Source organism: Geodermatophilus sp. SYSU D01036, assembly GCF_054050435.1.
This window is the reverse complement of record NZ_JBJGZJ010000013.1, coordinates 84768-109630: the sequence shown is the minus strand read 5'-3', so window position 1 is coordinate 109630 and position 24863 is coordinate 84768. Positions and strand designations below refer to the sequence as shown.

The 24863-nt window shown below is 76.5% G+C and carries 23 protein-coding genes, 1 pseudogene and 1 riboswitch; of the genes and pseudogenes, 12 read left to right on the top strand and 12 right to left on the bottom strand.

Annotation, left to right across the window (positions count from 1 at the left end; translation table 11 throughout):
* Window positions 1-136: 136 nt before the first annotated feature.
* A complete protein-coding gene (locus tag ACI8AR_RS14585) occupies window positions 137-1822 on the bottom strand; it encodes a putative PEP-binding protein (protein WP_457051666.1) in 1686 nt (561 codons plus the stop codon).
* A 194-nt stretch (window positions 1823-2016) separates the two neighbouring features.
* Here ACI8AR_RS14585 and ACI8AR_RS14580 point away from each other — a divergent pair, with 194 nt between their 5' ends.
* From ACI8AR_RS14580 to ACI8AR_RS14565, 4 genes are read left to right on the top strand one after another with little or no spacing between them, the layout of a single operon-like run.
* A complete protein-coding gene (locus tag ACI8AR_RS14580) occupies window positions 2017-2784 on the top strand; it encodes a DeoR/GlpR family DNA-binding transcription regulator (RefSeq protein WP_457051665.1) in 768 nt (255 codons plus the stop codon).
* On the top strand, window positions 2781-3791 hold the full coding sequence (locus tag ACI8AR_RS14575) for a 1-phosphofructokinase family hexose kinase (RefSeq protein WP_457051664.1): 1011 nt from the start codon (window positions 2781-2783) through the stop codon (window positions 3789-3791). Before ACI8AR_RS14580 ends, ACI8AR_RS14575 begins: the two co-directional genes overlap by 4 nt.
* 18 nt (window positions 3792-3809) lie before the next feature.
* Window positions 3810-5984 carry a PTS fructose transporter subunit IIABC gene (locus tag ACI8AR_RS14570; protein WP_457051663.1) on the top strand — a complete coding sequence of 725 codons (2175 nt, stop codon included), beginning with the start codon at window positions 3810-3812 and terminating at the stop codon, window positions 5982-5984.
* A 52-nt stretch (window positions 5985-6036) separates the two neighbouring features.
* On the top strand, window positions 6037-6297 hold the full coding sequence (locus ACI8AR_RS14565) for an HPr family phosphocarrier protein (RefSeq protein ID WP_456935241.1): 261 nt from the start codon (window positions 6037-6039) through the stop codon (window positions 6295-6297).
* Window positions 6298-6362: 65 nt separating this feature from the next.
* Here ACI8AR_RS14565 and ACI8AR_RS14560 read toward each other — a convergent pair whose 3' ends face one another.
* Window positions 6363-6830, bottom strand: a complete 468-nt coding sequence (locus ACI8AR_RS14560) for an SRPBCC family protein (protein WP_457051662.1) — start codon at window positions 6828-6830, stop codon at window positions 6363-6365.
* 85 nt (window positions 6831-6915) lie between these two features.
* Complete coding sequence (locus ACI8AR_RS14555) at window positions 6916-8082, bottom strand: AGE family epimerase/isomerase (protein ID WP_457051661.1); 1167 nt, start codon at window positions 8080-8082, stop codon at window positions 6916-6918.
* Window positions 8083-8182: 100 nt separating this feature from the next.
* Between ACI8AR_RS14555 and ACI8AR_RS14550 the strand changes: the two genes are divergently transcribed.
* The gene (locus ACI8AR_RS14550) at window positions 8183-8950 is read left to right on the top strand and encodes an SDR family NAD(P)-dependent oxidoreductase (RefSeq protein ID WP_457051660.1); all 768 of its coding nucleotides are present in this window, start codon (window positions 8183-8185) and stop codon (window positions 8948-8950) included.
* Window positions 8951-8974: 24 nt separating this feature from the next.
* Here the strand turns inward: ACI8AR_RS14550 and ACI8AR_RS14545 are convergent, their stop codons facing one another.
* The 3 genes from ACI8AR_RS14545 to pdhA are packed head-to-tail and all read right to left on the bottom strand — an operon-like array spanning window position 8975 to window position 12581.
* Window positions 8975-10462: a dihydrolipoamide acetyltransferase family protein gene (locus ACI8AR_RS14545; protein WP_457051659.1), complete on the bottom strand. Its 1488-nt coding sequence runs from the start codon at window positions 10460-10462 to the stop codon at window positions 8975-8977.
* Window positions 10462-11442 (bottom strand): alpha-ketoacid dehydrogenase subunit beta, encoded by a 981-nt coding sequence (locus ACI8AR_RS14540; RefSeq protein WP_456927389.1) that lies wholly within the window; start codon window positions 11440-11442, stop codon window positions 10462-10464. Before ACI8AR_RS14540 ends, ACI8AR_RS14545 begins: the two co-directional genes overlap by 1 nt.
* Window positions 11442-12581 (bottom strand): pyruvate dehydrogenase (acetyl-transferring) E1 component subunit alpha, encoded by a 1140-nt coding sequence (pdhA, locus tag ACI8AR_RS14535; RefSeq protein ID WP_457051658.1) that lies wholly within the window; start codon window positions 12579-12581, stop codon window positions 11442-11444. Before pdhA ends, ACI8AR_RS14540 begins: the two co-directional genes overlap by 1 nt.
* A 215-nt stretch (window positions 12582-12796) precedes the next feature.
* Here pdhA and ACI8AR_RS14530 point away from each other — a divergent pair, with 215 nt between their 5' ends.
* Together ACI8AR_RS14530 and ACI8AR_RS14525 are read left to right on the top strand one after the other, a co-directional pair.
* Window positions 12797-13297 (top strand): Lrp/AsnC family transcriptional regulator, encoded by a 501-nt coding sequence (locus ACI8AR_RS14530; protein WP_456927387.1) that lies wholly within the window; start codon window positions 12797-12799, stop codon window positions 13295-13297.
* 37 nt (window positions 13298-13334) lie between these two features.
* Complete coding sequence (locus ACI8AR_RS14525) at window positions 13335-14396, top strand: M42 family metallopeptidase (RefSeq protein WP_457051657.1); 1062 nt, start codon at window positions 13335-13337, stop codon at window positions 14394-14396.
* On the opposite strand, the gene ACI8AR_RS14520 is transcribed toward ACI8AR_RS14525, so the two are convergent.
* Complete coding sequence (locus ACI8AR_RS14520; protein WP_457051656.1) at window positions 14389-14640, bottom strand: DUF3253 domain-containing protein; 252 nt, start codon at window positions 14638-14640, stop codon at window positions 14389-14391. The genes ACI8AR_RS14525 and ACI8AR_RS14520 overlap by 8 nt on opposite strands.
* Before the next feature lie 54 nt (window positions 14641-14694).
* Here ACI8AR_RS14520 and ACI8AR_RS14515 point away from each other — a divergent pair, with 54 nt between their 5' ends.
* On the top strand, window positions 14695-15213 hold the full coding sequence (locus ACI8AR_RS14515) for a hypothetical protein (RefSeq protein WP_457051655.1): 519 nt from the start codon (window positions 14695-14697) through the stop codon (window positions 15211-15213).
* Between the two features lie 52 nt (window positions 15214-15265).
* Here the strand turns inward: ACI8AR_RS14515 and ACI8AR_RS14510 are convergent, their stop codons facing one another.
* Window positions 15266-16594 carry a serine hydrolase domain-containing protein gene (locus ACI8AR_RS14510; RefSeq protein WP_457051654.1) on the bottom strand — a complete coding sequence of 443 codons (1329 nt, stop codon included), beginning with the start codon at window positions 16592-16594 and terminating at the stop codon, window positions 15266-15268.
* A 15-nt stretch (window positions 16595-16609) separates the two neighbouring features.
* A complete protein-coding gene (locus tag ACI8AR_RS14505; protein ID WP_456927382.1) occupies window positions 16610-16927 on the bottom strand; it encodes a DUF3817 domain-containing protein in 318 nt (105 codons plus the stop codon).
* Window positions 16928-17240: 313 nt separating this feature from the next.
* Here ACI8AR_RS14505 and ACI8AR_RS14500 point away from each other — a divergent pair, with 313 nt between their 5' ends.
* Window positions 17241-17441, top strand: a complete 201-nt coding sequence (locus ACI8AR_RS14500) for a hypothetical protein (protein ID WP_457051653.1) — start codon at window positions 17241-17243, stop codon at window positions 17439-17441.
* A complete protein-coding gene (locus ACI8AR_RS14495; protein ID WP_457051652.1) occupies window positions 17429-17560 on the top strand; it encodes a hypothetical protein in 132 nt (43 codons plus the stop codon). Before ACI8AR_RS14500 ends, ACI8AR_RS14495 begins: the two co-directional genes overlap by 13 nt.
* A 90-nt stretch (window positions 17561-17650) precedes the next feature.
* Here the strand turns inward: ACI8AR_RS14495 and ACI8AR_RS14490 are convergent, their stop codons facing one another.
* Window positions 17651-18751, bottom strand: a complete 1101-nt coding sequence (locus ACI8AR_RS14490; protein ID WP_457051651.1) for a C40 family peptidase — start codon at window positions 18749-18751, stop codon at window positions 17651-17653.
* An 11-nt stretch (window positions 18752-18762) separates the two neighbouring features.
* Window positions 18763-18896: riboswitch (cyclic di-AMP (ydaO/yuaA leader) on the bottom strand.
* 191 nt (window positions 18897-19087) lie between these two features.
* On the opposite strand from ACI8AR_RS14490, the gene ACI8AR_RS14485 reads away from it, so the two are divergent.
* Both ACI8AR_RS14485 and ACI8AR_RS14480 read left to right on the top strand, forming a co-directional pair.
* Complete coding sequence (locus ACI8AR_RS14485) at window positions 19088-19327, top strand: hypothetical protein (RefSeq protein WP_456935227.1); 240 nt, start codon at window positions 19088-19090, stop codon at window positions 19325-19327.
* Between the two features lie 47 nt (window positions 19328-19374).
* Window positions 19375-20193, top strand: a pseudogene (locus tag ACI8AR_RS14480) (YhjD/YihY/BrkB family envelope integrity protein); the annotation flags it as partial.
* Between the two features lie 23 nt (window positions 20194-20216).
* Here the strand turns inward: ACI8AR_RS14480 and ACI8AR_RS14475 are convergent.
* Together ACI8AR_RS14475 and ACI8AR_RS14470 are read right to left on the bottom strand one after the other, a co-directional pair.
* The gene (locus ACI8AR_RS14475; RefSeq protein ID WP_457051650.1) at window positions 20217-22733 is read right to left on the bottom strand and encodes a transglycosylase domain-containing protein; all 2517 of its coding nucleotides are present in this window, start codon (window positions 22731-22733) and stop codon (window positions 20217-20219) included.
* An 88-nt stretch (window positions 22734-22821) separates the two neighbouring features.
* Window positions 22822-24822, bottom strand: a complete 2001-nt coding sequence (locus tag ACI8AR_RS14470; protein WP_457051649.1) for a HelD family protein — start codon at window positions 24820-24822, stop codon at window positions 22822-22824.
* Between the last annotated feature and the right edge of the window lie 41 nt (window positions 24823-24863).

Sequence of the window (24863 nt, the reverse complement as noted above, 5' to 3'; positions counted from 1 at the left end):
TGTAGTAAAGCAGGTGGCGACCCGAGTATTCCGAAGGATCACAGGGCGTGTCACGGGATGTCCGACGATCGTTCACCCGGGAGGGTGGGATCGGTCACGATCCGACGGCGTAGCGGGCACGCCGGCAGGGGTCGCGTCAGGCGCGGGCGAGGACCGCCCGCGCGGCGGCCCGGCCGGCCCGCGGGTCGTCGGCGGCCAGCGCGGCGGCCGCGGCCTCCCGGCAGGCGGCGAGGTCGACCGTGGCCAACCGCGCCCCGACCCCGGCGACGGCGGAGCCGGCGCAGGACAGCGACGTGATGCCCAGGCCGACGAGGACGCAGGCGAGCAGCGGATCGGCCGCCGCCTCGCCGCAGACGCCGACCGGCTTGCCGGCCCGCCGGCCCGCGGCCGCGGTCAGCTCCACCAGCGCCAACAGCGCCGGCTGCCACGGGTCGGTGAGGTCGGCCAGGTCGGCGGAGAGCCGGTCGGCGGCCAGGGCGTACTGCGACAGGTCGTTGGTGCCGATGGACAGGAAGTCGACGTGCCGGAGCAGCCGGTCGGCCAGCAGCGCCGCCGAGGGCACCTCGACCATCACCCCGGGCACCAGCCCGCGCTCGCGCACCCGGGCGGCGAAGTCCGCGGCCTCGGCCTCGGTGGCGACCATCGGCGCCATCACCCAGGGCGTGGCGCCGGTGCGGCGGGCGGCCTCGGCGACGGCGTCGAGCTGGCGGTCGAGCAGGCCGGGGTCACGGCGGGCCACCCGCAGGCCGCGGACGCCGAGCGCGGGGTTGGCCTCCTCGGGCGGCGTCGCGAACTCCAGCGGCTTGTCCGAGCCGGCGTCGAGGGTGCGCAGCACCACCCGGCGGCCGGCCACGGCCTCGAGGACGTCGGCGTAGCCGCGCGCCTGCTCCTCGACGGTCGGCTCGGCGGCCCGGCCGAGGAAGGCGAGCTCGGTGCGGAACAGGCCGACCCCCTCGGCGTGCGCGGCCAGCGCCGCCCGGGTGCCGTCGCCGTCCTGCACGTTGGCCAGGACGGGGACCGCGACGCCGTCGCGCGTGGCGGCCGGCCCCTGGTAGCCGGCCAGCGCCTCGGCCGCGCGGCGGGCGGCGTCGAGCTGGCCGGCGGCCACCGCCGGGTCGGGGTCGACGGTGACGGTGCCCTCCTCGGCGTCGAGCAGCACGGTCGCGCCGGCGGGGACGGCGTCCAGCCCCTCCACCGCGACGACGAGGGGCAGGCCCAGCTGCCGGGCGATGATCGCGGTGTGGCTGGTGGTCCCGCCCAGCCGGGTGGCCAGCCCGACGATGCGGGCGGGGTCGAGGCCGGCGGTGTCGGCGGGCGCGAGGTCGTCGGCGAGCAGGATCGAGGGCCGCTCGGGCGCGGGGACGCCGGGCTCGCCCTGGCCGGTCAGCTCGGCGACGACGCGGTCGCGGACGTCGCGCACGTCGGTCACCCGCTCGGCCATGACGCCGCCCAGCGAGGTGAAGACGTCGACGAACTGCTGCGCCGCCTGCACCGTCGCCACCGCGGCGGGGACGCCGGCGCCGATCCGCTGCTCCACCGCACCGAGCAGCCCGCGGTCGCGGGCCATGCCGGCGGTCGCCGACAGCACCTCGGCGGTCATGCCGGTGGCCGCGGCGGCGCGGTCGGCCAGGCGGCCGGCGACGGTCTCGGCCGCCGCGGCGAACCGCGCCCGCTCCTCCTCCCGCGCGGGCTCCGGCAGCTCGTCGAACGCCTCCACGGGCAGGCGGACGGCGCCGGAGGGGCGGACGACGGGACCGAGGACCACGCCGGGGACGACCGGCGTCCCGGTGAGCACGGTGCTGGCGGCGGCGGTGGTGGACATGCGGACCTCGCGTCGGTTTGAGGGATGTCGGTTGGGGGACCTCGTCGTCCGTCGGTGACCACAATCACGAAAACGTGTTGACTTGTCAACGTAACCAACGTACAACCACAGAGACACAAGCCCGTTCCCACACGTTCGGGCACCGCCGCCGGCCTCCCGAGGATGCCGGGGACGACGACCGAGGGGGTCGACGGGTGTACGCCGAGGAGCGCCAGCGGGCCATCGCCACGCTGGTCGCCGAGCAGGGGCGGATCGCGGTCACCGCGGTGGCCGAGCAGTTCGGGGTCACCACCGAGACGGTGCGCCGGGACCTCGCCGTCCTCGAGCGGGGCGGGGTCCTGCGGCGCGTGCACGGTGGCGCCGTCCCCGCCGGGTCGCTGACGCTCATGGAGACGGCGCTGGCCGAGCGCAACGCCACCCGCGCCGAGGCCAAGCGGAAGATCGCGTCGGCGGCGCTGGACCTGCTGCCCGGCCGGGGCGGCAGCCTGCTGCTCGACGGCGGCAGCACCACCGCCGCGCTGGCCGAGGCGCTGCCGCTGGACCGGTCGCTGTTCGTGGCCACGAACGCGGTGCCGATCGCCGCCCGGCTGGCCAACGCGCCGGGCGTGACGCTGCACCTGCTCGGCGGCCGCGTCCGCGGGCTCACCCAGTGCGCGGTCGGCGAGACACCGGTGCGGGCGCTGGCCGAGCTGCGGGTCGACGTCGCCTTCCTCGGCACCAACGGCATCACTTCCGGCCACGGCCTGACCACCCCGGACGAGGCCGAGGCCTCGGTGAAGCGGGCGATGGTGCGGGCCGGGCAGCGGGTGGTCGTGCTCGCCGACAGCAGCAAGCTCGGCCGCGAGCACCTGGTCCGCTTCGCCTCCCTCGCCGACGTCGACGTCGTGGTCACCGACGACGGCGCCGACCCCGCGGCCCTCGACGAACTGGACGCCGCGGGCGTCGAGGTCGTGGTCGCGTGAGCGGGGGACGGGTCGTCACGCTGACGGCGAACCCCAGCCTGGACCGGACGCTGGCCCTCCCCGGCCCGCTGGCCCGCGGCGAGGTCGCCCGCCTGGGCGCGAGCTCCACCGAGCCCGGCGGCAAGGGCGTCAACGTCGCCCGGGCGCTGGCCGCCGCCGGCGCCGACGTCCTCGCCGTCGTGCCCGCCGACCCCACCGACCCGCTGGTCACCGCGTTGCACGGGCTGCACCTGCCGCTGGCCACCGTCCCCACGGGCGCCCCGGTGCGCACCAACTACTCGCTCACCGAGCCGGACGGCACCACCACCAAGCTCAACGAGCCCGGCACCCCGCTCGACGCCGGCCTGCGCGCCGCGCTCGCCGCCGCCGTGGCCGCGGCCGCCGCGGGCGCCGAGTGGGTGGTGCTGTCCGGCTCGCTGCCGCCCGGCACGCCCGAGGACTGGTACGCCGAGCTGGTGCGCGCCGTCCGCGGCACCGGCGCCCGGGTCGCCGTCGACACCTCCGAGGCGCCGCTGCGGGCGCTGCTCGCCGCGGGCCCCGCGTCCGCGCCGGACCTGCTCAAGCCCAACGCCGAGGAGCTGGCCCAGGTCGCCGGCACGACCGAGGCCGCACTGCTCGCCGACCCCGCCGTCCTCCTCGCGGCGGTGCGGGCGCTGCACGCCGGCGGCGTCGGCGAGGTGCTGCTGACCCTGGGCGGCGCCGGTGCGGTGCTGTCCACGGCCGACGGCGTGTGGTCGGCGCGCGCGCCGCGGATCGCGGTCCGCAGCACCGTCGGCGCCGGCGACTCCAGCCTGGCCGGCCACCTGCTGGCCGACCTGGCCGGCGCCCCGCCCGCCGAGCGGCTGCGCCGCGCGGTCGCCACCGGCTCGGCCGCCGCCGCGCTGCCGGGCTCCGCCGTCCCCACGCCGCAGCAGGTCCACCCGGACGCCGTCGAGGTGTCCCCCGGCCTGCCCGGCACCCCTCCCCTCCCCGAGCCCGTCCCGGCCGCCGGCCGCGACGTCCCCTGACGCCCCGGAAGGTCCGTCATGTCCGCACTCATCACGCCCGAGCTGGTCGTCCTCGACGCCGACCTCGGCTCCGACAAGGCCGCGGTCGTCCGCAGGCTGGCCGGCCTGGTGGCCGACGCCGGCCGGGCGACCGGCGCCGAGGCGCTCGCCGGTGACGCGCTCGCCCGCGAGGCACAGGCCGCCACGGGCCTGCCCGGCGGCATCGCCATCCCGCACTGCCGGTCGGCCGCGGTCACCCAGGCGTCGTTGGCGTTCGCCCGGCTGGCCCCCGGGGTCGACTTCGGCGCCGCGGACGGCCCCGCCGACCTGGTCTTCCTCATCGCCGCGCCCGCCGCCGGCGACGCCGACCACCTCACCCTGCTGTCCGCGCTGGCCCGCGCGCTGGTCCGGCCGGACTTCGTGGCCTCGCTGCGGGCCGCGGGCTCGGCGGAGGACGTCGTCCGGCTGGTCGAGGAGGTCGTCTCCCCGCAGCCGGCGGCCGGCGCGACCGCGGCGCCCTCGGTCCCGGCCCCCGCCACCGCCCCGGCCGCCGCGGCGCCGTCGGCCGCCCCCGCCGACGCTCCTGCCGCCGCCCCGGCCGCGCGGCGCAAGCTGGTCGCGGTCAGCGCCTGCCCGACCGGGATCGCGCACACCTACATGGCCGCCGACAAGCTCACCGCCGCGGCGCAGGCCGCCGGCGTCGACCTGGTGGTCGAGACCCAGGGCTCCTCGGGCGCCACCCCGCTGGACCCGGCGGTCATCCGCGACGCCGAGGCGGTCGTGTTCGCCGTCGACGTCGGCGTGCGGGACCGCGACCGGTTCGCCGGCAAGCCGGTCGTCCAGGCCGGCACCAAGCGCGCCATCAACGACCCCGACGGCATGATCCGCGAGGCGCTGGCCGCCGCCGACGACCCGAACGCCCGCCGCGTGCCCGGCGGCACCGGCGGCGAGGCCGCCGCGGCCGCCCCGGCCGGCCGGCCGAGCACCGGCGCCGAGATCCGCCGCTGGCTGCTCACCGGCGTCAGCTACATGATCCCGTTCGTCGCGGCCGGCGGTCTGCTCATCGCGCTGGGCTTCCTGTTCGGCGGCTACCAGATCGTCAGCACCGACCCCTCCACCGTCACGAGCGCGCCCGTGGAAGAGGGCAGCAGCTACGCCCTGAACTGGGTGCTCAACAACTCGTTCTTCGACCTGCCCAGCGCCTCCGGCGTCGAGGGCCTCAACGACGGCTTCTGGGGTTACCTCGGCGCGGTCTGCACCGTGCTGGGCCAGGCCGCGTTCGGCTTCCTCGTGCCCGCGCTGGCCGGGTTCATCGCGTTCGCCATCGCCGACCGCCCGGGCATCGTCCCCGGCTTCGTCGTCGGCGCCGTGTCGGTGACCGTGGGCGCCGGCTTCATCGGCGGCCTGGTCGGCGGCATCATCGCGGGCTTCGCGGCGAAGTGGATCGCCTCGTGGCGGCTGCCCGCCGGCGTCCGCGGCCTGCAGCCGGTCGTGATCATCCCGCTGCTGGCCACGCTGATCTCCAGCGGCCTCATGGCCGTCGTCCTCGGCCGGCCGCTGGCGCTCGCGCTGGACGGCCTGGGCGACTGGCTCAACGGCCTGACCGGCAGCGCGGCGATCCTGCTCGGGATCATCCTCGGCCTGATGATGTGCTTCGACCTGGGCGGCCCGGTGAACAAGGCGGCCTACGTCTTCGCCACCACCGGCCTCACCGCCGCGATCTCCGGCGAGGGCGGGCAGCAGGAGCTGGTCATCATGGCGACCGTCATGGCCGCCGGCATGGTCCCGCCGCTGGCGATGGCGCTGAGCACCGTCATCCGGCCGAAGCTCTACACCCCCGCCGAGCGCGACAACGGCAAGGCGGCCTGGCTGCTGGGCCTGTCCTTCATCTCCGAGGGCGCCATCCCGTTCGCCGCGGCCGACCCGCTGCGGGTCATCCCGTCGATGATGCTCGGCGGCGCCACCACCGGCGCGATCGTCGCGGCCGCCGGCGTCGAGCTGCGCGCCCCGCACGGCGGCATCTTCGTGTTCTTCGCGATGAGCGGCGTGCTGGTGTTCCTGCTCGCCCTGGTGGTCGGCACCGTGGTCGGCGCCCTGGCGGTCACGATCGCCAAGAGCATCGGCCGGCCGAAGGTCGAGGCGGTCCCCGAGGACGCCGTCGACCTGGCCCACGCGCACACCGCGACGACCGTCAGCGCGCCCGCACGCGTCTGACACGGCAGGCTCGACCCCACCACCCACTCCGAGCAGCGAGGACACCCACCCCATGCCCAGTCAGACCGTCACCGTCGGCTCCCGGGTCGGCCTGCACGCCCGCCCCGCCGCGCTCATCGCGGAGGCCGTGGGCAAGGCCGGCGTCCCGGTCACCCTGGCCACCCCCGGAGGCAACCCGGTCGACGCCGGCTCGCCGCTGATGATCATGACGCTCGGTGCCCAGAAGGGCGCCGAGGTCACCGTCACCAGCGACGACGCCTCGGTGGTCGAGCACATCGCCGACCTGGTGGCCCAGGACCTCGACGCCGAGTAGCCGACCGGCACGCACGACGGCGCCCGTCCCCTCCGGCCGGAGGGGACGGGCGCCGTCGTTCGTCCCTACTGCTGGTCCGGGCGCGGGACGTCGCCCCGCCAGGCACCGGTCTCGGTGCCGCGGCTCTCGATGAACTCCTTGAACCGCTGGGCGTCGGCCTTGACCTGACGGTCGTCGAAGCCGAGCGCGGCGCCGGCCTTCTCCACGATGCCCTGCGGCTCCCAGTCGATCTGGATCATCACGCGGGTCTTGTGGTCGTCGAGGCGGTGGAAGGTCACGACGCCGGCGTGCTTGGCCTCGCCGCCGGTGCTCGCCCAGGCCACCCGCTCCTCGGGGTGCTGCTCGGTGATCTCGGCGTCGAACTCGCGCTTGACGCCGTCGATGTTGGTGACCCAGTGGGTGAGCGTGTCGTTCACCTGGGTGATGCGCTCGACGCCGCCCATGAACTGCGGGAAGGACTCGAACTGCGTCCACTGGTCGTAGGCGACCCGGATGGGGACGTCGACGTCGACGGATTCCTGCACGCTGGCCACGGGAACGCTCCTCGTTGCTCGGGATTCGTTGCGGACGACCGACCCCTACCCACGGTCGCCGGAGCGGACACACCGACCGGCCTGGTCAGCGCAGCGCCGCGGCCACGCTCCCCCGCACCGGGGCGCCCTCGAGCAGCAGCATCTGCGCCAGGTGGTAGGCGTCCGGCTGCCCCGCCCAGGTGCCGGTGGCCACCTCGCCCGACGGCGTGAGCTCGTGGTGCCAGTTGCCGGTGGCGGGGTCGGCGAAGCGCTCCTCGCCGTGCGCCCGCCAGGCCGCGGCCAGATCGGCGTAGCGGTCCTCGCCGGTGACCGCGCCGAGCACGGCGGCCGCCGCCACCGCCTCGCACAGCACCCAGTGCATCCGCGCGGTCACCACCGGCCGGTCGTCCCAGTCCAGCGTGTAGGGGAAGCCCGGCTCCCCGTCGGCGGCCCAGCCCCGGCCGGCGGCGGCGTCGAACAGCCCGACCGCGTCGTCGAGCAGCCAGGCGGGTGCGCCGTCGCCCAGCGCCGCGCGCAGGTGCAGGCACAGCCGCGACCACTCGAACTGGTGCCCGACGGTGACGCCGTAGGGCCGGAACGGGTCGGCCGGCCGGTCCCGGTTGTGCTCGGGCAGCGGCGTCCAGGCGGCGTCGTAGTGCTCGGGCAGCCGCCAGTCCCGCTCGCGGGCCCAGCCGTGCACGATCCGCTCCGTGCTGCGCAGCGCGTGCTGCCGCAGCCGGGGGGCGTGCGGCCCGCCGAGCGCGTCGGCCGCGGCGAGGGTCGCCTCGACGCCGTGCATGTTCGCGTTGGCGCCGCGGTAGTCCGACAGCCGGGACCAGTCCGCGGTCCACTCCTCGACGGCGAGGCCCGCGTCGTCGTCCCAGAAGTGCCGGTCCCACACGGCCAGCGCCTCGTCGAGCAGCGCCGGGCCCCCGTCGACGCCGGCGGCGGTGGAGGTCGCCCCCGCCAGGACGGCGAAGGCGTGCACGTACGCGCTCTTCGTGTCGTCGTCCTCCGCCGCCCGCCAGCCGCCGTTCGTGCCGTCGTGCAGCGGCCCTCCGCGCAGCGCCGCGAGGCCGTGACGGACCAGTTCCTCCGCGCCCGGCCGGCCGATCAGGTGCGCCAGCGCGAAGACGTGGGTCATCCGCGCGACGATCCAGGTCTGCTGCGGGCGGCCGGGCACGAGGGCGCCGTCGGCGCCGAGGTAGCCGAACCCGCCCTCGGGCACCCGGGCGCGGGCGGCGGCGGCGAGCAGCCGGTCGAGGTCGGTCACTCCGCCAGCCTGCCCGCGATCATGGCGCCGTGACCACCCGGCGGGCCGGATCGGTGGTCACGGCGCCGTGATCGCAGACGAGCGGACCGGAGGAGGAGCAGTGGACGCGTACGTGGTGACCGGCGGTGGGCGGGGTGTCGGGCGGGCGGTGGCCGAGCGGCTCGTCGCCGGCGGGGCCGTGGTGGTCGTCGACCTCGACCCGGACGCCGTCGGCTGGGTGGCGGACCATGCCGCCGCGGGACGGGTGGCCGCGGTCGTCGGCAGCGCCGCCGACGAGGAGGTGGCCGGGCGCGCCGCGGACCGGGCGCAGGAGCTCGGGCGGCTGACCGGGTGGGTGAACAACGCGGCGGTCTTCCGCGACGCCGGCCTCGGCACCGCGCCGGCGGGCGAGGTCCTGGACCTGGTGACCGCCAACCTGGCGCCCGCGGTGGTCGGTTGCGCGGTCGCGGTGCGCCGGTTCCGCGCCGCCGGCACCGGCGGGTCGATCGTCAACGTCTCCAGCCACCAGGCGCAGCGTCCGGTGCGGGGCGCGCTGCCCTACGCGACGGCCAAGGCCGCCGTCGAGGGGCTGACCCGGGCGGCCGCCGTCGACCACGGCCCGGACGGCATCCGGGTCAACGCCGTGGCGCTCGGCTCCATCCGGACCGAGCGCTACGACGCCGCGCTCGCCGCGCAGGACGCGCGGGCGGCCGAGCGCACACGCCGGCGGATGGCCGCCCTGCACCCGCTCGGACGGGTGGGCCGGGCCGAGGAGGTCGCGGACGTGGTGGCCTGGCTGCTGTCCGACGCGGCGGGTTTCGTCACCGGTGCCGTTGTCCCCGTCGACGGAGGACGGGCCGCGTACGGCCCCGACCCCGAGGAGCGCTGATCCTGGGGCCGGGGCCGCCGCGCGTCAGAATGCGAGCGCCAGGCCCGGGTCGGCCAGGAGCGCCCCGACGTCGGCGAGGAACCGGCTGCCGAGCTCGCCGTCGATGATCCGGTGGTCGAACGACAGCGCCAGCTGCGTCACCTGCCGGACGGCGATCCGCCCCTTGTGCACCCAGGGCATCTCGCGGACCGCGCCGAAGGCCAGGATCGCCGACTCGCCGGGGTTGAGGATCGGCGTCCCGGTGTCGACGCCGAACACCCCGACGTTGGTGATGGTGATCGTCCCGCCGGTCATGTCCGCCGGCGCCGTCCGCCCCGCGCGCGCCGTCTCGGTGAGCTCGGTGAGCGCCCCGGCGAGCTCGGCCAGCGACAGCCGCCCGGCGTCCTTGACGTTGGGCACCACCAGCCCGCGCGGGGTGGCCGCGGCGATGCCGAGGTTGACCTGCCCGTGGACGACGATCTCCTGCGCCGCCTCGTCCCACGAGCTGTTCACCACCGGGTGCCGCTGCGCCGCGAGCAGCAGCGCCTTCGCCACGAACAGCAGCGGGCTGACCTTGACGCCGGCGAACTCCGGCCGCGCCGCGACCCGCGCGCGCAGCTTCATCATCCGGGTGACGTCGACGGTCAGGAACTCGGTCACGTGCGGCGCGGTGAACGCGCTGGCCACCATCGCCGCCGCCGTGGCCTTCCGCACGCCCTTGACGGGGATCCGCTGGTCGCCGGCGGCGGGGGCCACGGGCGCGGGCGCCGCGGCGGGAGCGGGAGCCGACGGCGCGCTCGCAGCCGCGGTGACGTCCTCGCGGGTGATGACCCCGCCGGCGCCGCTGCCGGTGAGCGCGGTGAGGTCGACGCCGAGGTCGCGGGCGAGCTTGCGCACCGGCGGCTTGGCCAGCGGGCGCACCGTCCCCCGGCCGGGCGCGGCCGGCCGGGAGGGGGCGGCCGCCTCGGCGCGGGCGTGCGCCTCGGCCTGCCGACCCACCTCGAGGCCGCCGTGCCGCACCGGCTTGACCGTGGCGTCGGGGGCGGTGGCCAGCAGCGGCGGCCGCTCGGAGCCGCCCGACCCGTAGTCGGCGCCGGCGGGCGCGGGCGCGGCAGCGTGCACGGGAGGCGCCGACCGGCGGGGGCGCCGGCGGGCCTCGGTGTTCCGCGGCCCGTAGCCGACGAGCACCGCCGTCCGACCGCCCGGGGCCGCCCCGCCGATCAGCCCGGCCCCGGCCTCCCCGCCGTCCGCGGGAGCGGCGGGAGCGGCCGGGGCGGGGGCGTCCTCGCCGCCGACGTCGATCGTGATGATCGGCGTGCCGACGTCGACGGTCGTGCCCGCCTCGTGCAGCAGCTCGGTGACCGTGCCGGCGTACGGCGAGGGCAGCTCGACGGCGGCCTTCGCGGTCTCCACCTCGCACAGCGGCTGGTTGACCGTGACGGTGTCGCCCACCGCCACCAGCCACTGCAGGATCTCGCCGTCGGTCAGCCCCTCCCCGACGTCGGGGAGCTTGAACTGGCGCAACCGGCCCATCAGGACGCCACCACCCGGTCGACGGCGTCGAGCACGCGGTCGAGGTCGGGGAGGTACTCCTCCTCCAGCTTCGACGGCGGGTAGGGGGTGTCGTAGCCGCCGACCCGCAGCACCGGCGCCTCCAGCGAGAAGAAGCACTCCTCGGTGATCCGCGCGGCGATCTCCGCGCCGAGGCCGAGGGTCACCGGCGCCTCGTGGACGACGACGCAGCGGCCGGTGCGGCGCACCGACTCGACCACCGGGTCCAGGTCCAGCGGCGAGAGGGTGCGCAGGTCGACGACCTCCAGCGAGCGGCCCTCCTCGGCGGCGGCGTCGGCGGCCTGCAGCGCCGTCTTCACCATCGGGCCGTAGGCCAGCACCGTGACGTCGTCGCCGCCGCGGACCACCCGGGAGGCGAACAGCGGGTCGGGCGTGGCGTCGGTGTCCACCTCGGCCTTCTCCCAGTACCGCCGCTTGGGCTCGAGGAAGACGATCGGGTCGGGGTGCGCGATCGCCTGCTGGATGCCCCAGTAGGCGTCGACCGGGTTGCTGACCGCGACCACCTTGAGCCCGGGGGTGTGCGCGAAGTACGCCTCGGGGCTCTCGCTGTGGTGCTCGACCGCGCCGATGCCGCCGCCGAACGGGATGCGGATGACGATCGGCATGGCCAGCTTCCCGCGGGAGCGGGCGTGGATCTTCGCGACCTGGGTGACGATCTGGTTGTAGGCGGGGAAGACGAACCCGTCGAACTGGATCTCGCAGACCGGCCGGTAGCCGCGCATGGCCAGGCCGACGGCGGTGCCGAGGATGCCGGCCTCGGCCAGCGGGGTGTCGACGACGCGGTCCTCGCCGAAGTCCTTCTGCAGGCCGTCGGTGATGCGGAAGACGCCGCCGAGGCGGCCGATGTCCTCCCCCATGAGCACGACCTTGGCGTCGTCCTCCATGGCGCGGCGCAGGCCGAGGTTGAGGGCCTTGCCGATGGTGAGCGTCTCGGTGCCCATCAGTGACCCGCCCCCTCGAAGCTCGCCTGGTAGGCCTCGAAGGCCGCCTGCTGCGCCGCCAGGTGCGGCGTCTGCTCCGCGTACACCCGGTCGAACATCGCCGTGCCCGGAGGGTCGGGCATCTCCAGCGTGCCCTTGCGGATCCGCGCGGCCAGCTCGTCGGCCTCGGCCTCGACGGCGTCGAAGAACGCCTGGTCGGCGATGCCGCTGCGGGACAGGTGTGCCTTCACCCGCGCGATCGGGTCGCGCAGCTTCCACTCCTCCAGCTCGCTGGCCAGCCGGTAGCGGGTGGGGTCGTCGGAGGTGGTGTGCGCGCCCATCCGGTAGGTGAACGCCTCGACGAACGTCGGGCCCTGGCCCTCGCGGGCGGCGGCCAGCGCCGCCCGGGTGACGGCGAGGACGGCGAGGACGTCGTTGCCGTCGACCCGCACGCCGGGGAAGCCGAAGCCGGCCGCGCGCTGGTACAGCGGCACCCGCGACTGCCGCTCGAGCGGCACGCTGATCGCGTACTGGTTGTTCTGGCAGAAGAAGACGACCGGCGCCGAGAAGCTCGCCGCCCAGATCATCGCCTCGTTGACCTCGCCCTGGCTGGTGGCGCCGTCGCCGAGGAAGGCCAGCGTCGCGCTCTCCGCACCGTCGCGCTGCAGCCCCATCGCGTAGCCGGTGGCGTGCAGGGTCTGCGCGCCGATGACGACGGTGTAGAGGTTGAACCCCGTCGCCACCGGGTCCCAGCCGCCGTTGTCGACGCCGCGGAACAGGCTGATGACGTGCAGCGGGTCGACGCCGCGCACCCAGGCGACCCCGTGCTCGCGGTAGGTGGGGAAGGCCATGTCGTCGGCGGCCATCGCGCGGCCGGCGCCGATCTGGGCGGCCTCCTGGCCCAGCAGCGAGGCCCAGATGCCGAGCTCGCCCTGGCGCTGCAGGGCGGTGGCCTCGACGTCCCAGCGGCGGACCAGCACGAGGTCGCGGTACAGCCCGCACAGTTCCTCGTCGCCGATGTCGAGGGAGTACTCGGGGTGCTCGACCCGCTCGCCCTCCGGGGTCAGCAGCTGCACCAGGTCCGGTTGCTGCGGCAGGTGGGGCGCCGCCGCACCGGGTACGGGGTCCACCGCCTCCGTCGTTCCGCTCGGCACGCTCACGCGCTCCTCCTCGCCGTCGGCCGCGCCGCCGGGGTCGCCGGCCGGTCGCGGTGCTGGACGTCCTGTGTGCGCCGGGGTGTGGCGGCACTCACACATCGTGGCACGACCGACCCCCTGTGGAGCACATCACCCCCCTCCCGGATTGCGCAAGGTCACGACGGCGGACTGCGCAGGATGACAACTGGTAGGACGTCCGAACGTGTCAGACTGAGCAGATGCCGCCCGGCCCGGACCGTCTGGACGCCACCGACGCCCGCCTGGTGCAGGCGCTGACCGACGACCCCCGCGCCACGGTCATGGCCCTGTCCCAGCGGCTGGGGCTGGCGCGCAACACCGTGCAGGCGCGGCTGGCCCGGCTGGAGTCCGGCGGCCTCCTCGCGCCGTTCGACGCCCGGGTGCGGCCCGAGGCGCTCGGCTACCGGCTCGGCGCCTACGTGACCGTGCAGGTCGTGCAGCGCAGCCTGGAGGAGGTGGCGGCCGCGCTCGCCGCGCTGCCCGAGGTGCTCGAGGTGACGGCGCTGTCCGGGGCCGCCGACCTGCTCGTGCGCGTGGTCGCGGTCGACGCCGACGACCTGTGGCGGCTCACCGAGCAGGTGCTCGCCGTCCCCGGCGTGGAGCGCACCGACACCGCGCTGGCGCTGCGCCGCTACGTCGACCACCGGGTCGCCCCACTGCTGGAGCGGGCCGCGGGGGCGGACCCGGCACCGGGCGGGTAGGACGGGTCCGGACGCCGTCGCCGACCCGAGGAGCCCCGTGGCCACCCCGCTGCCCGACCTGCTCGACGAACTGCTGCGCACCTACGGCCCCTGCGGGGAGGAGCAGGCGGTGCGCGACGTCGTCCGCCGGGAGCTCGAGCCGCTGGCCGACGAGGTGACGGTGGACGCCGCCGGCAACCTGGTCGCCCTCCTGCACGGGCGGGACCGGTCGGCCCCGGCCGTCCGCGTGATGGCGCACCTCGACGAGCTGTCGATGATGGTCAAGCGGGTCGAGCCCGACGGCACGCTGCGGGTCAGCTCGCTGGGCGTCATGTACCCGGGCAACTTCGGCCTCGGCCCGGTCGCCGTCCTCGGCCGGCGGGAGGAGCTCACCGGCGTGCTCACCCTGGGCTCGGAGCACACGACCACCGACAGCCCGCGCATCTGGGAGACCAAGCCGGACCAGGGCGACAAGGCCATGGACTGGTCGCACGTCCACGTCTTCACCGGGCGCCCGGCCGACGAGCTGGCCGCGGCCGGCGTGCACCCCGGCACCCGGGTGTGCGTGCACGCCGACCGGCGGGGGCTCACCCGCTTCGGCGACTTCGTCGGCGGCTACTTCCTCGACGACCGCGCCGCGCTGGCCGCCCTCGTCGGCGCCGCGCGGCTGCTGCGCGGGCGCCCGCACGGCGACGTGTACCTCGTGGCCAGCACCAGCGAGGAGATGGGCGGCATCGGCGCCTCCTACGCCGCCCGGACCCTGCCCGGCGACCTCACCGTCGCCCTCGACGTCGGCCCGGCCGAGGCCGAGTACCAGGTCACCGTCGACGGCGGCCCCGTGGTCGCCTACGCCGACGACGCCGTCGTCTACGACCGGGTGGTCGCCGACGCGCTGGTGGACACCGGCCGCGAGCTCGGCGTGGACCCGCAGACGGCGGTGTGGCAGTCCTTCGACTCCGACGCCTCGCAGGCGAAGGCCTCGGGCCAGACGGCGCGGGCGGCGCTGATCAGCCTGCCCACGCTCAGCACGCACGGGTACGAGGTGCTGCACACCGGCACCGTCGACCGGACCGCCCGGCTGCTCGCCGCCTTCCTCGCCCGCCCGCTGCCGGTCAGCTGACCCGGCGGACGCGCACCGGGCCGCGGGCGGTGGCGACGTCCACCACCGCGCCGCGCTGGGTCACCTCGACCGCGCCCCGCCGCGCGAGCCGTCCGGCGGCGGCGCGGGCCTGCGCCATGAGGTCGCGCCAGCCCTCGGGGTCGACCGCGCGGGCCGCCTCCGACGGGCAGATCGTGGCACCGGGGGCGCGGGCGTCGAGCAGCGCGTCGATCGCCCGCTCCAGGGCCGCGCCCGCGTCGTCCACTCCCCCAGGATGCGCCCGTTTGCCCTGGTGAGCGCGGCGGGTACCGCGGACGGCATGGCGAGACGCACCCCCGTGGGGACGTTCGGCAAGGGCAGGCGGGGCATCAGCACGCTGGGCTGGGCGGTGCGGGGCGCCGCGGCCGGCGCGGCGGGCACCACCGCGCTCAACGCCGTCACCTATCTCGACATGACCGTCCGCGGCCGCGGCACCAGCTCCACGCCCGAGCAGACCGTGGAGAAGCTCGCCGAGAAGGCGCACGTGCCGATCCCCGGCGACGAGGAGCACCGGCAGAACCGGGTCCAGGGGCTCGGGCCGCTGACCGGCCTGGTCGCGGGCATCGGCGTGGGCGTCGTCGTCGGGCTGGTCCGCGCCTCGGGCTTCCGCTCGCAGCCGCTGGTCGGGACGCTGCTCACCACGCTCGGCGTCCTGGTCGCGGCCAACGGCCCGATGACGGCGCTGGGGATCACCGACCCGCGCAGCTGGTCGGCCACCGACTGGGTGAGCGACATCGTGCCGCACCTGGCCTACGGCGCCGTCGTCAAGACCACGATGGACGCCTTCGACAGGCCGTGACGGCGGTGCACATCCACGGAAGTGCACCGGGCACATCCGCGGAAGTGCGCACTCAGCCGGCCGACCAGCCGCGGGGGTCGACGTCGCCGGGGACGGGGGCGGCGGGGTCGTAGGGCGTGCGGGTGAAGACGAACGTGCCCAGGTCCAGGTGGTCCTCGGCGATCCGCAGCGGCTCGCCGGCGTAGTAGCCGTCCAGGCCCACCCAGGTGCCGTCGGCGTCGCAGCGGAAGCGGCTGGCCCGCCCCGAGCGGCCGGGCAGCGGACCGAGGTGCAGCAGTCCGCTGTCCACGGCGCGCAGCGCGTGCGGCGCCGGGCCCCAGTACCAGATGCCGAGCTGCTCCAGCGGCACCGGCGGCTGCGCCGGGCGCCACGGCTCGGCCACCCGCGGCTCGGCGGCGCGCAGGTCGGCGAGCAGGCCGGGGACGAGCACGTCCAGGCCGCTGGTGGTGTTGGCCAGCGAGACGCCGCCGGTCCCCTCCTCGCGGTCGACGAACACGCCGGCCAGGAAGCCGGGCATCGAGCCGCCGTGGCCGGTGAGCGTGCGGCCGTCGACCCGCAGCACCTGCAGGCCCAGCCCGTAGGCAGACCAGGCCGGAGAGGAGCCGTCGACGCCGGCCGGCACGGCCATCTCCTCGAGCGTCGCCGGGGACAGCACGTCGCCGGTGTCGCCGAGCAGGAAGGCGGCGAAGCGGGCGAGGTCGGCCAGCGTCGCCCACAGCTGCCCGGCGGCGGCCATCACGCCGGCGTCGTGCTCGGGCTCGGGCAGGACGACGTCGGCCCACGGGTGGACGGCGTACCCCTGCGCGGCGCGGCCGGAGGGGCGCGGCGTCGTCCGGGTCATGCCCAGCGGCGCGAGCACCTCGGCGGTGACGACGTCCTCCCACGACCGCCCGTGCAGCCGGGCCACGAGCTCGCCGAGCAGGCCGAAGCCGAGGTTCGAGTAGTGGAAGCGCCGGGCCTCGCCCAGGACGACGTGCTCCCCGGACAGCCGCAGGTCGGCCAGCGGGCCGCCGGGCACCCGCTCCCACCAGCCGCCCGGGCTCTCCGCGGCGGCGCCGGCGAGGTGCGAGAGCAGCTGGCCGACCGACCGGTTCCCGAACGGCGTGCCGGGCACGTGCCGGTCCAGCGGGTCGTCCAGCGCCAGCCGGCCCTCGTCGCGCAGCCGCATGACCGCGACGGCGGTGACGGTCTTGCTGATCGACCCCAGCCGGTACTGCACGTCGGTGTGCGGCTCGACGACGTCGCCCCGGCCGGCCGACCAGGCCAGCCCGCCGTCCCGGACCACCCCGGCGACCAGGCTGGGTGCCCGGCCCTCGCGCTGCACCCGGGCGGTGCGGGCCAGCAGGGTGCGGGCGGTCGAGGGCAGCACGGGCTCCGGCATGACCGGAACGGTAGGTCAGGCGCGGACGGGCGCCGCCAGCCGCCCGGTGCGCCCGGCCCAGCGCTCGAACACGACGGTGACCAGCGGCGGGACCGAGGCGGCCAGCGCGAGCAGCGTCGTCCACCGGGACCAGCCGAGCACCCGTGCGGCGACCAGGGCCACGACCACGTAGGCGACGAACACCGCACCGTGGACCGGCCCGAACACCTGGACGCCGACCTCGGAGGTCTCCGGCACGTACTTGACGTACATCCCGGCCAGCAGGCCGATCCAGGACAGGGCCTCGGCGACGGCGACGGCGCGGAAGGCCAGGGCGACGGTGCGGGGGTTCATCGGTGCGCGGTCCTCGGGTCGGGGGCTGTTCCGGAGGGTCAACGCGGCAGCGGACGCCGACGTCCCGGTCGCGGGTGTGACGTGCGTGGCAGGTCGGGCCGTGCGGGGCTGGCGCGGCGGGAGTTCTGCCTGGTCCTGCTGCGCCGGATGGCCGGCCTGCGGCCGGACCCGGTGGCCGCGGCCCTGCCCCGGCTGGGCGCGACCCGCGCCGAGGCGCACGCGGCGCACACCCGCTGCTGGAAGGACCCCGTCCCTCTCACGCCTCGCGAGCTCGGCGCGAGCCTCCGGACGGGGCCACGGGCCGGCCGAGCAGGTGGAGGACCGCCGGTTCGGCGACCTGCACCTCGAGGTCCGGCGCTGGCCGCTGCCGATGTGGCCGCACCTGCGCCGGGAGGTGCTCTCCGCCCCCGGCGGCAGCGTGCTGCACGAGCACCTGGTGCGCGCCCGGCCTCCCCGGTCCCGCCGGCGGTCGACGGGCGGCCGCGGGTCCGGGAGCACGTGGTGGCCGACGTGAGCGGCCTGCCCGGGGCCCGGGAGGTGGACCCGCGGGTGGTCACCCGCGGGGAGGTGCGGCTGCCCTCCGGCGCCACGGCTGCCTTCGTCCGGGGCCTGCTGCAGCAGGTCCGGACGTGACCCGTCCCGGCACCTGGTGACGTGCTGGAACGGCCTCCCTGCAGGGGCCCACCGCGAGCTTGCGAGCGGTGGGCCCCTGCAGGGAGGTCCTTACCCGATGCGGCGGGCGCCGGCGTAGCCGCCCATCGCGTCGATGCTGGCGACCTTGACGACGTCGCCCGACGTCGGCGCGTGCACCATCTGGCCGTTGCCGACGTAGATGCCGACGTGGCTCACCGGGCTGTAGAAGAAGACCAGGTCCCCGGGCTGCAGGTCGGCGCGGGAGACCGCGGTGCCCATCGTCGACTGCATCCTGCTGGAGTGCGGGAGGCTGATCCCCGCGGCCTTGAACGCGTACTGGGTGAGGCCGGAGCAGTCGAAGGCGTCCGGGCCGGCAGCGGCCCAGACGTAGGGGTCCCCGCGCTGGGCCATGGCGGTGGAGACGACGGTGCCGGCGACGCCGCTGGCCGGCGCGGCGGCCGCGGCGGGCTCCTCCGCGGGGGTCGCGGGCTCCTCGCGGTCCTCGTCGCGGCTGGCGCGGGAGCCCTCGGAGGCGTGCGCCGCGGCGGCGGCGTCGAGGGCGGCGCGCCGCTCCTCGGCGCTCAGCTGGGCGTAGTCGGCCTGGTAGGCGGCGATCTGGGCCTCGAGGTCGGCCTGCTGGGCGGCGACGGCGTCGTACTGGCGCTGCGCCTCGGCGGCGGCCTCGGCGGCCGCGGTCTGCGCGGCGGTGGCGGTGTCCGTGGCGGCCACGGCCTGACCGAGCAGCTCGCCCTGGTAGCCGGCGACGCCCTGCAGCAGCGTGACGCGGTTGACGAACTCGTCGGCGTCCTCGCTGGTCATGAGCGCCTGCAGGGAGCCCATGCTGTCGCCGGTGTAGGCCGACCGGGCGATGCCGATGACCTGCTGACGGGCGGTGTCCACGGCGGCCTGGGCGGTGGCCAGCTGCGCGGCGGCCGCGTCGGCGGTGGCCTGCTGGGCGGCGAGCACCTCGCGCGCCTCGTTGAACTGCTCGGTGACGACCTCGAGGTCGTGTCCCCGGGCGGCGACCAGCTGCGCGGCCTCGGCGGCCGTGACCGGCTCCTCCGCCCCGGCCGGCGCCGGGACGGCACCCAGCCCGAGGCCGATCCCGAGGGCGCCGGCGAGGGCGAGGGCGGCGCGGCGGCCGCGGCCGGTCGCGGGCATGCCGGGGACGGACGTGCGCAGGGACGCCACGCGGCGGTCACTCCTTCTCCCAGGCCGCCTACCGGGTTAGCTGACGGGTTCGGGCGTGGAGTCGCCCGGCGCGTGCGGACACGCGCTACACCCCAGGACTGCCATGGGTCCCCGGCCCGGTCCCACGGGAGGGGACCGGCTCGACGGCGTCCGTGGGGTGTCACCCGGACTGGTGACGGAACGCCCCGTTGGACACACAGAGCGTAAGGTCCGTGACCGGCGTGTGACAATCACCCCCGTGTAATTACATCGCTCACACCGGGTGACCGGACGACTCCGGGAGGTTGCCGACCCCCGCCGGTTTGCGCGCCCCTGGGGGCGTGTACCGATTGCTGCATGTCCTCCTCCACGCGGATGCGCGCCACCCGGACACGGATCGCCCGGCCGCTCGTCGCGCTCGCCCTGTTCGGCTCCCTGGTCGCCTGCGGTGACAACACCGACTTCTCGCGCGGCCCGACCAACTGCGACGCCGCCGGCGGCAACGCCAGCAACGAGAACGACGCCAGCTGCCAGGAGACCGGCCAGAACCCCGGTAACGACGCCCCGACCACCGACGACGCGAGCACCGACGACTGAGCGTCGCCGGGTCCCCGGCCGGCCGCCCGGTCTGGTGGCATGAGCGGGTGAGCCCGGCACGCAGGTGGACGGCGGCCCGGGTGCGGGCCGAGGCACGGACGCTGCTGGCCGGCGCCCGCCGTCTGCTGCACGGCCGTGACCTCGCGCTGATCGGCGCGGGGCTCACCTTCTACGCCGGCATCGCGGTGGTGCCGCTGGTGCTGGTCTCCGTCCGGCTGACCGCGCTGGCCACCTCGGCCGAGGAGGTCCGCGCGCGCAGCGAGCGGCTGACCGAGCTGCTGCCGGAGTCGCTGGGCGCGCCGGGCGCGGTGGACCGGCTGGTCGACGCCGGCGTCCGGCTGGACCTGCTGGGCTTCGCGCTGGCGCTGCTGCCGCTGTCGCTGTACGGCGAGGGGCTGCGGCGGGCGCTGATGCGGTTCAGCCGGCGGCGGGAGAACCTCACCGGCTGGCGGGGGCGGCTGCTCACGCTGCCCCTGGTCGTGGTCACGCCCCTGCTGCTGTACCCGCTGCTGCTGGCCGCCACGGTCATGGCCGACCTGGCCCGCGAGGACGGCGCCGGGCCTCTGATCGGGCGGTTCGCCGTCGGCTACTACTCGGTGCTGTTCGTGCTCACCGTGCCCATCCTGTGGGGCTACGGCGTGGTGGCCGGCGGCCGGCACCGGTGGGGCGCGCTGGTCAGCGGCGCGCTGTTCACCGCCGCCTGCCTGTCCGGCTTCCTGCAGGGCTTCGTGCTGTTCCTGTCCCTGCCGCTGGACCTGGGCGCGCCCTTCGGCGGCCTGGTCGTCGTCGGCGCGGTGGTCGCCATCGGCCTGTGGCTGTTCCTGCTGCACCTGGTCCTGCTGGCCGGGTGGCTGCTCACCCAGTCCCTCGACGAGCGGCTGGGCCGGCGTCAGCCGCCCGGCCGCCAGGGGGAGCCGGGCGGCGGGGTCTCCGGGGCGGGCGCGGCAGGCGCGGGCGGCGGCTCGGGTGCCGGGGTCGCCGGCGCGGGCGGCGGCTCGGGTGCCGGGGTCGCCGGCGCGGGCGGCGGCTCCGTCGCCGGTGGCGGCGGCTCCGGAGACGGCGGGGGCGGGGGCGACGACGGCGTCGGGGGTGGCGAGGACGGCGAGCCGGGCGCGGGCGCCGGCTGGGGTGCGGGGTCGGCCGGGGGCGCGGGCTCGGGCGCCGGCTCCACGTAGTCGCTGCCGTTGCTCACCAGGATCGACACCACCTGGCCGGGCACGGCGCGGCCGCCGCGCGGCGGGCTGGTGCCCACGAGGGCGCCGGGCCGCTCGTCGCTGTCGACGCGCACCGTCCGCGGGGTGAACCCGGCGTCGGCGAGGGTCCGCTCGCAACCCCGGACGGTGGAGCAGCCGGGCACCGGGCGGGTGTTGCCGTTCTGCACGGTCTCGTCGGCCGGCGCGAACTCGCCGCTGCCGCGCGCGGTGAGGATCGGCTCCATCGCGTCGCGCCAGATGGTGGCGCCCTTGCCGCCGCCGAAGCCGCCGACGTCCTCGTTGCGCTTGGGGTTGAGGACCATGACGCTCGCGGTGATCTCGGGCGTGTAGCCCACGAACGCCACCGAGTAGTTGTCCTGCGAGGTGCCGGTCTTGCCCGCGATCTGGTGGCCGCGGACGTAGGCGCGCGCCCCGGTCTGCCCCGGGTTCCCCGGCTCGACGTCCTTGCGCAGCATCTGGTTCATCGTGTTCGCCACGCCGGGCGGGACAGCCTCGGGCGTGCACCGGTCGCCGACCGCGAGCGGCTCGCCGTCGGCGCCGACCGCCGGCTCCCCGTTCCGGTCGAGGACGGCGGTCACCGGGACGACGTCGCACTGCGTGCCGCCGGCGGCGAACGTCGAGTACGCGCTGGCCAGCGCCAGCGGGCTGGTCGCCTCGGCGCCGAAGGTGAACGACCCGCGGTTCTCGTCGATGATCTGCTGCGCCAGGCCCGGCGGGCTGAACTGGAACAGCCCCGCCGCCTCGGCCATCCGCACCGGCTCCTCGACGCTGCCGAGGGCGTCCTCGAGCGCGAGGAAGTAGGTGTTGGAGGACTGGTACAGCGCCGTCGTCAGGTCCAGCGTCGGGCGGTAGCCGGACCCGGCGTTGCGGACGCAGTACCGGCCGTCGGTGTCCCGGCCCTCGCACGGGCCGCTGTAGACCCGGGAGACGTAGGGGTCGGGCGCGGTGAGCGTGTAGTAGGAGGAGTAGCCCCGGGCCAGGGCCGCTGCGGCGACGAAGACCTTGTACGTGGAACCCGAGCCCTGGCTGGGCGCCACGTTGAGGTTGAACGACTCCTGGGTGCGGTCGGCGAGGTCGTAGCCGAAGGTCCGGTTGACGCTCATCGCCAGCAGGTGCCCGGTGCCGGGCTCGACGGCGGTGAACATCGCGGCCAGCGAGTCCTCCCGCGGCAGCGTCTCGAGCACCGCGGCGTCGCCGGAGCGCTGCAGCTCGGGGTCCAGCGTGGTCTGGACGGTGTAGCCGCCGTTGTCCAGCTGCTCCTGGCTGAGCCCCAGCTGCTGGATCAGGTACCGCTGCACGAAGTCGCAGACGAACGGGCCGACGCTGGCCTGGACGCAGCCCCGGGGCGGGGCGGGCCCGGGCGCCAGGCCGAGCGGCGCGGCCGCGGCCGCGGCCGCCTCCTCGGCGGTCACCAGGCCCTGCTCGGCCATCCGGGACAGCACCTCGTTGCGCCGCGCGGTGGCCGCCTCGGGGTCGGTGAACGGGTCGTCGTTCACCGGGCTCTGCACGAGGCCGGCCAGCAGGGCCGCCTGCGGCAGGGTGAGCGCGGCGGCGTCGACGCCGAAGTAGGCGCGGGCGGCCGGCTGCACGCCGTAGGCGTTCTGGCCGAAGTAGACGATGTTGAGGTAGCGGGTGAGGATCTCGTCCTTGCTGTAGAGGTCCTCCAGCGCCAGGGCCAGGCGCGCCTCGCGCAGCTTGCGGCCCACCGTCTGCTCGGTGGCGGCGGTCCGCTCCTCGGGGGTGTCGGCGGTCTGCAGCAGCGTCTGCTTGACCAGCTGCTGGGTGAGCGTCGAGCCGCCCTCGGCCACCTCGCCCGCGGCGATGTTGGTGACCAGCGCGCGCAGCGTGCCCTGCACGTCCAGGCCGCGGTGGCCGTAGAACCGGGCGTCCTCGATGGCGACCATCGCGTCCTTCATGACGTCCGCGATCTCGGCGGGCTCCACGGGGTCGCGGTTCTCGTCGTAGAAGTACGTGATCGGCTCGCCGTCGGCGGCGAGCAGCACGGTGTTGCCCGGCGGCGCGGCGTCCGTGAACTCGGTGGGCAGGTCGCCGAGCAGCCCGGTGGACTGCTGGGCGGCGATCGCGGGACCCCCGATCCACGGGAGGAGCAGGCCCGCCACCAGTGCCCCGGCGACCACGATGGTCGCGGCCAACCGGAGCAGCGTGCCGGCCCGGCTGTCCTGCCGGTCCATGGGCCTCCCTCCCGTGCGCGCACACTGCAACAGAGATCACCTCCGGCCACAACGACCCGCGCCGTGCGGTCCCGCGGTCGGGGGACGCTCAGCCCTCCAGCAGCGTGGGCAGGTCGTCGCGGTGCAGCACGACCAGGGTGCTGACCGCCCGGGTGAGCACGACGTAGAGCCGGGACAGTCCGCGCGGCTCGGCGGCCACGATCGCCGCCGGGTCGGCCACCACGACGGCGTCGAACTCCAGCCCCTTGGCCAGCGCGGCGGGCACGACGGCGATCCGCCCGGCCGCCGAGCCGTCGTCGGCGAGCACCGCCGCAGGCAGGCCCGCGGCGGCCAGCAGCCGCGCCACCTCGGGCACCGCGGCGTCGGCGCAGACGACGCCGACCGAGCCGGGACCGGCCGCGAGGTCGGCGACCACCTCGGCCAGCGGCCCGGCGAGGTCGGCGACCGGGCGGACGGCGAGCGCGCCGGGTTCCCGGCGCACGGCGGTGGCCGCGGGCAGGCCGGGGGCGATCGCCGGCAGCAGCCGGTTGGCGTAGTCGAGGACCTCCCCCGGCACGCGGTAGCCGCGGGTCAGCGGCCGGACGGCGGTGTCCGGGCGGCCCAGGCCGGCGAGCGTCGGCGCCCAGTCGGCCGGCGACCACGGGCCGGTGGCCTGGGCGAGGTCACCGAGCACGGTGAGCGACCCGGCGGCCAGCCGGCGGGCCACCGCGCGGCACTGCATGGGCGAGAGGTCCTGCGCCTCGTCGACGACGACGTGCCCGTAGCCCGCCGTCCGCTCGAGCAGCCCGGCCACCTCGTCGACCAGGACGGCGTCGGCGGCGGTCCACGGCGCGGTGCGGACCGAGCGCGGCGCCGGCCGGTGCAGCAGCGCCTGCTCGTCGTCGGTGAGCACGCCGCGGGCGGCGCGGGCCAGGACGGCGGGGTCGCCGAGCAGCTCCGCCACCAGGCCGGCCGGGTCGCGGGCGGGCCAGACGGCGTCGCAGAACGCGCGGACCTCGGGGCTGCGCGCGGCCCGGCGGGTCTCGGCGTCGGTCGGGCTGCCGCCGGTCTCCTCGTTCTGCCGGCGGGCGTCCTCGGCGAGCAGCAGCGCCAGCCGCTCCCGCCCGGCGGTGTGGTGCAGCCGCTGCTGGTCGTCGGGCACCCGGCCGCGCCGCCGCAGGTCGTCGACGTACCGCTTGAGCCGCTCCACCGGCACCCGGTGGCGGCGGCCGGCCAGGGGCACCAGGACGTCGTCGGCGGGTTTGGCGATCGCGCCCCACAGCGCCCGCTCCAGCACCCGCGCCATGCGGGCGTCGCCCTTGAGGACGGCGACCTCCGGGGCGTCCTGGGCCCGCACCGGCACCCGGCCGGTGAGCTCGGCGACCGTCGTCTGGTCGACGTCGACCTCGCCGAGGGTGGGCAGCACCTGCTCGATGTAGCGCAGGAACGCGCGGTTGGGCCCGACGACGAGGACGCCGGTGCGGGCCAGCTGCCCGCCGTGCGTGTAGAGCAGGTAGGCGGCGCGGTGCAGGCCGACGGCGGTCTTGCCGGTGCCGGGCGCGCCCTGCACGCACACCGACTCGGCCAGCGGGGCGCGGACGATCTCGTCCTGCTCGGGCTGGATGGTGGCGACGATGTCCCGCATCGGGCCGCTGCGCGGGCGCTCGATCTCGGCTCGCAGCAGGGCGCCGTCGCCCTCCTCGCCGAGCCCGAGCAGCTCGTCCTCGTAGCTGGTGAGCTCGCCGCCGGAGAAGCCGAACCGGCGGCGGCGGACCAGGCCCTGCGGATCGGCGGCGCTGGCCCGGTAGAACGGTCGGCTCATCGGCGCCCGCCAGTCGATGACCACCGGCCGGCCGGCGGCGTCGCGGACGTGCCGCCGGCCGATGTGGAAGGTCTCCCCGGCGCCGTCGGTGCGGCCGAAGAAGGGCGGCACGCCGGGGTCGGCGGCCAGCGAGCGCAGCCGCTCGGCGCGGGCGGCGCCGAGACGCTCGGAGGCCCAGGCGTCGACGCCGGCGTCCGCGACGGCGGAGGCGGCGGCGCGCATCCCGGCGAGGCAGTCCTCGGCGAGGGCCAGGTGGGCGCGCTCGGCGGTGAGGACGGGCTCGGTCACGGTCGTGTCGGTCGGTGTCGCTGACACGGCCGGTGGACGTT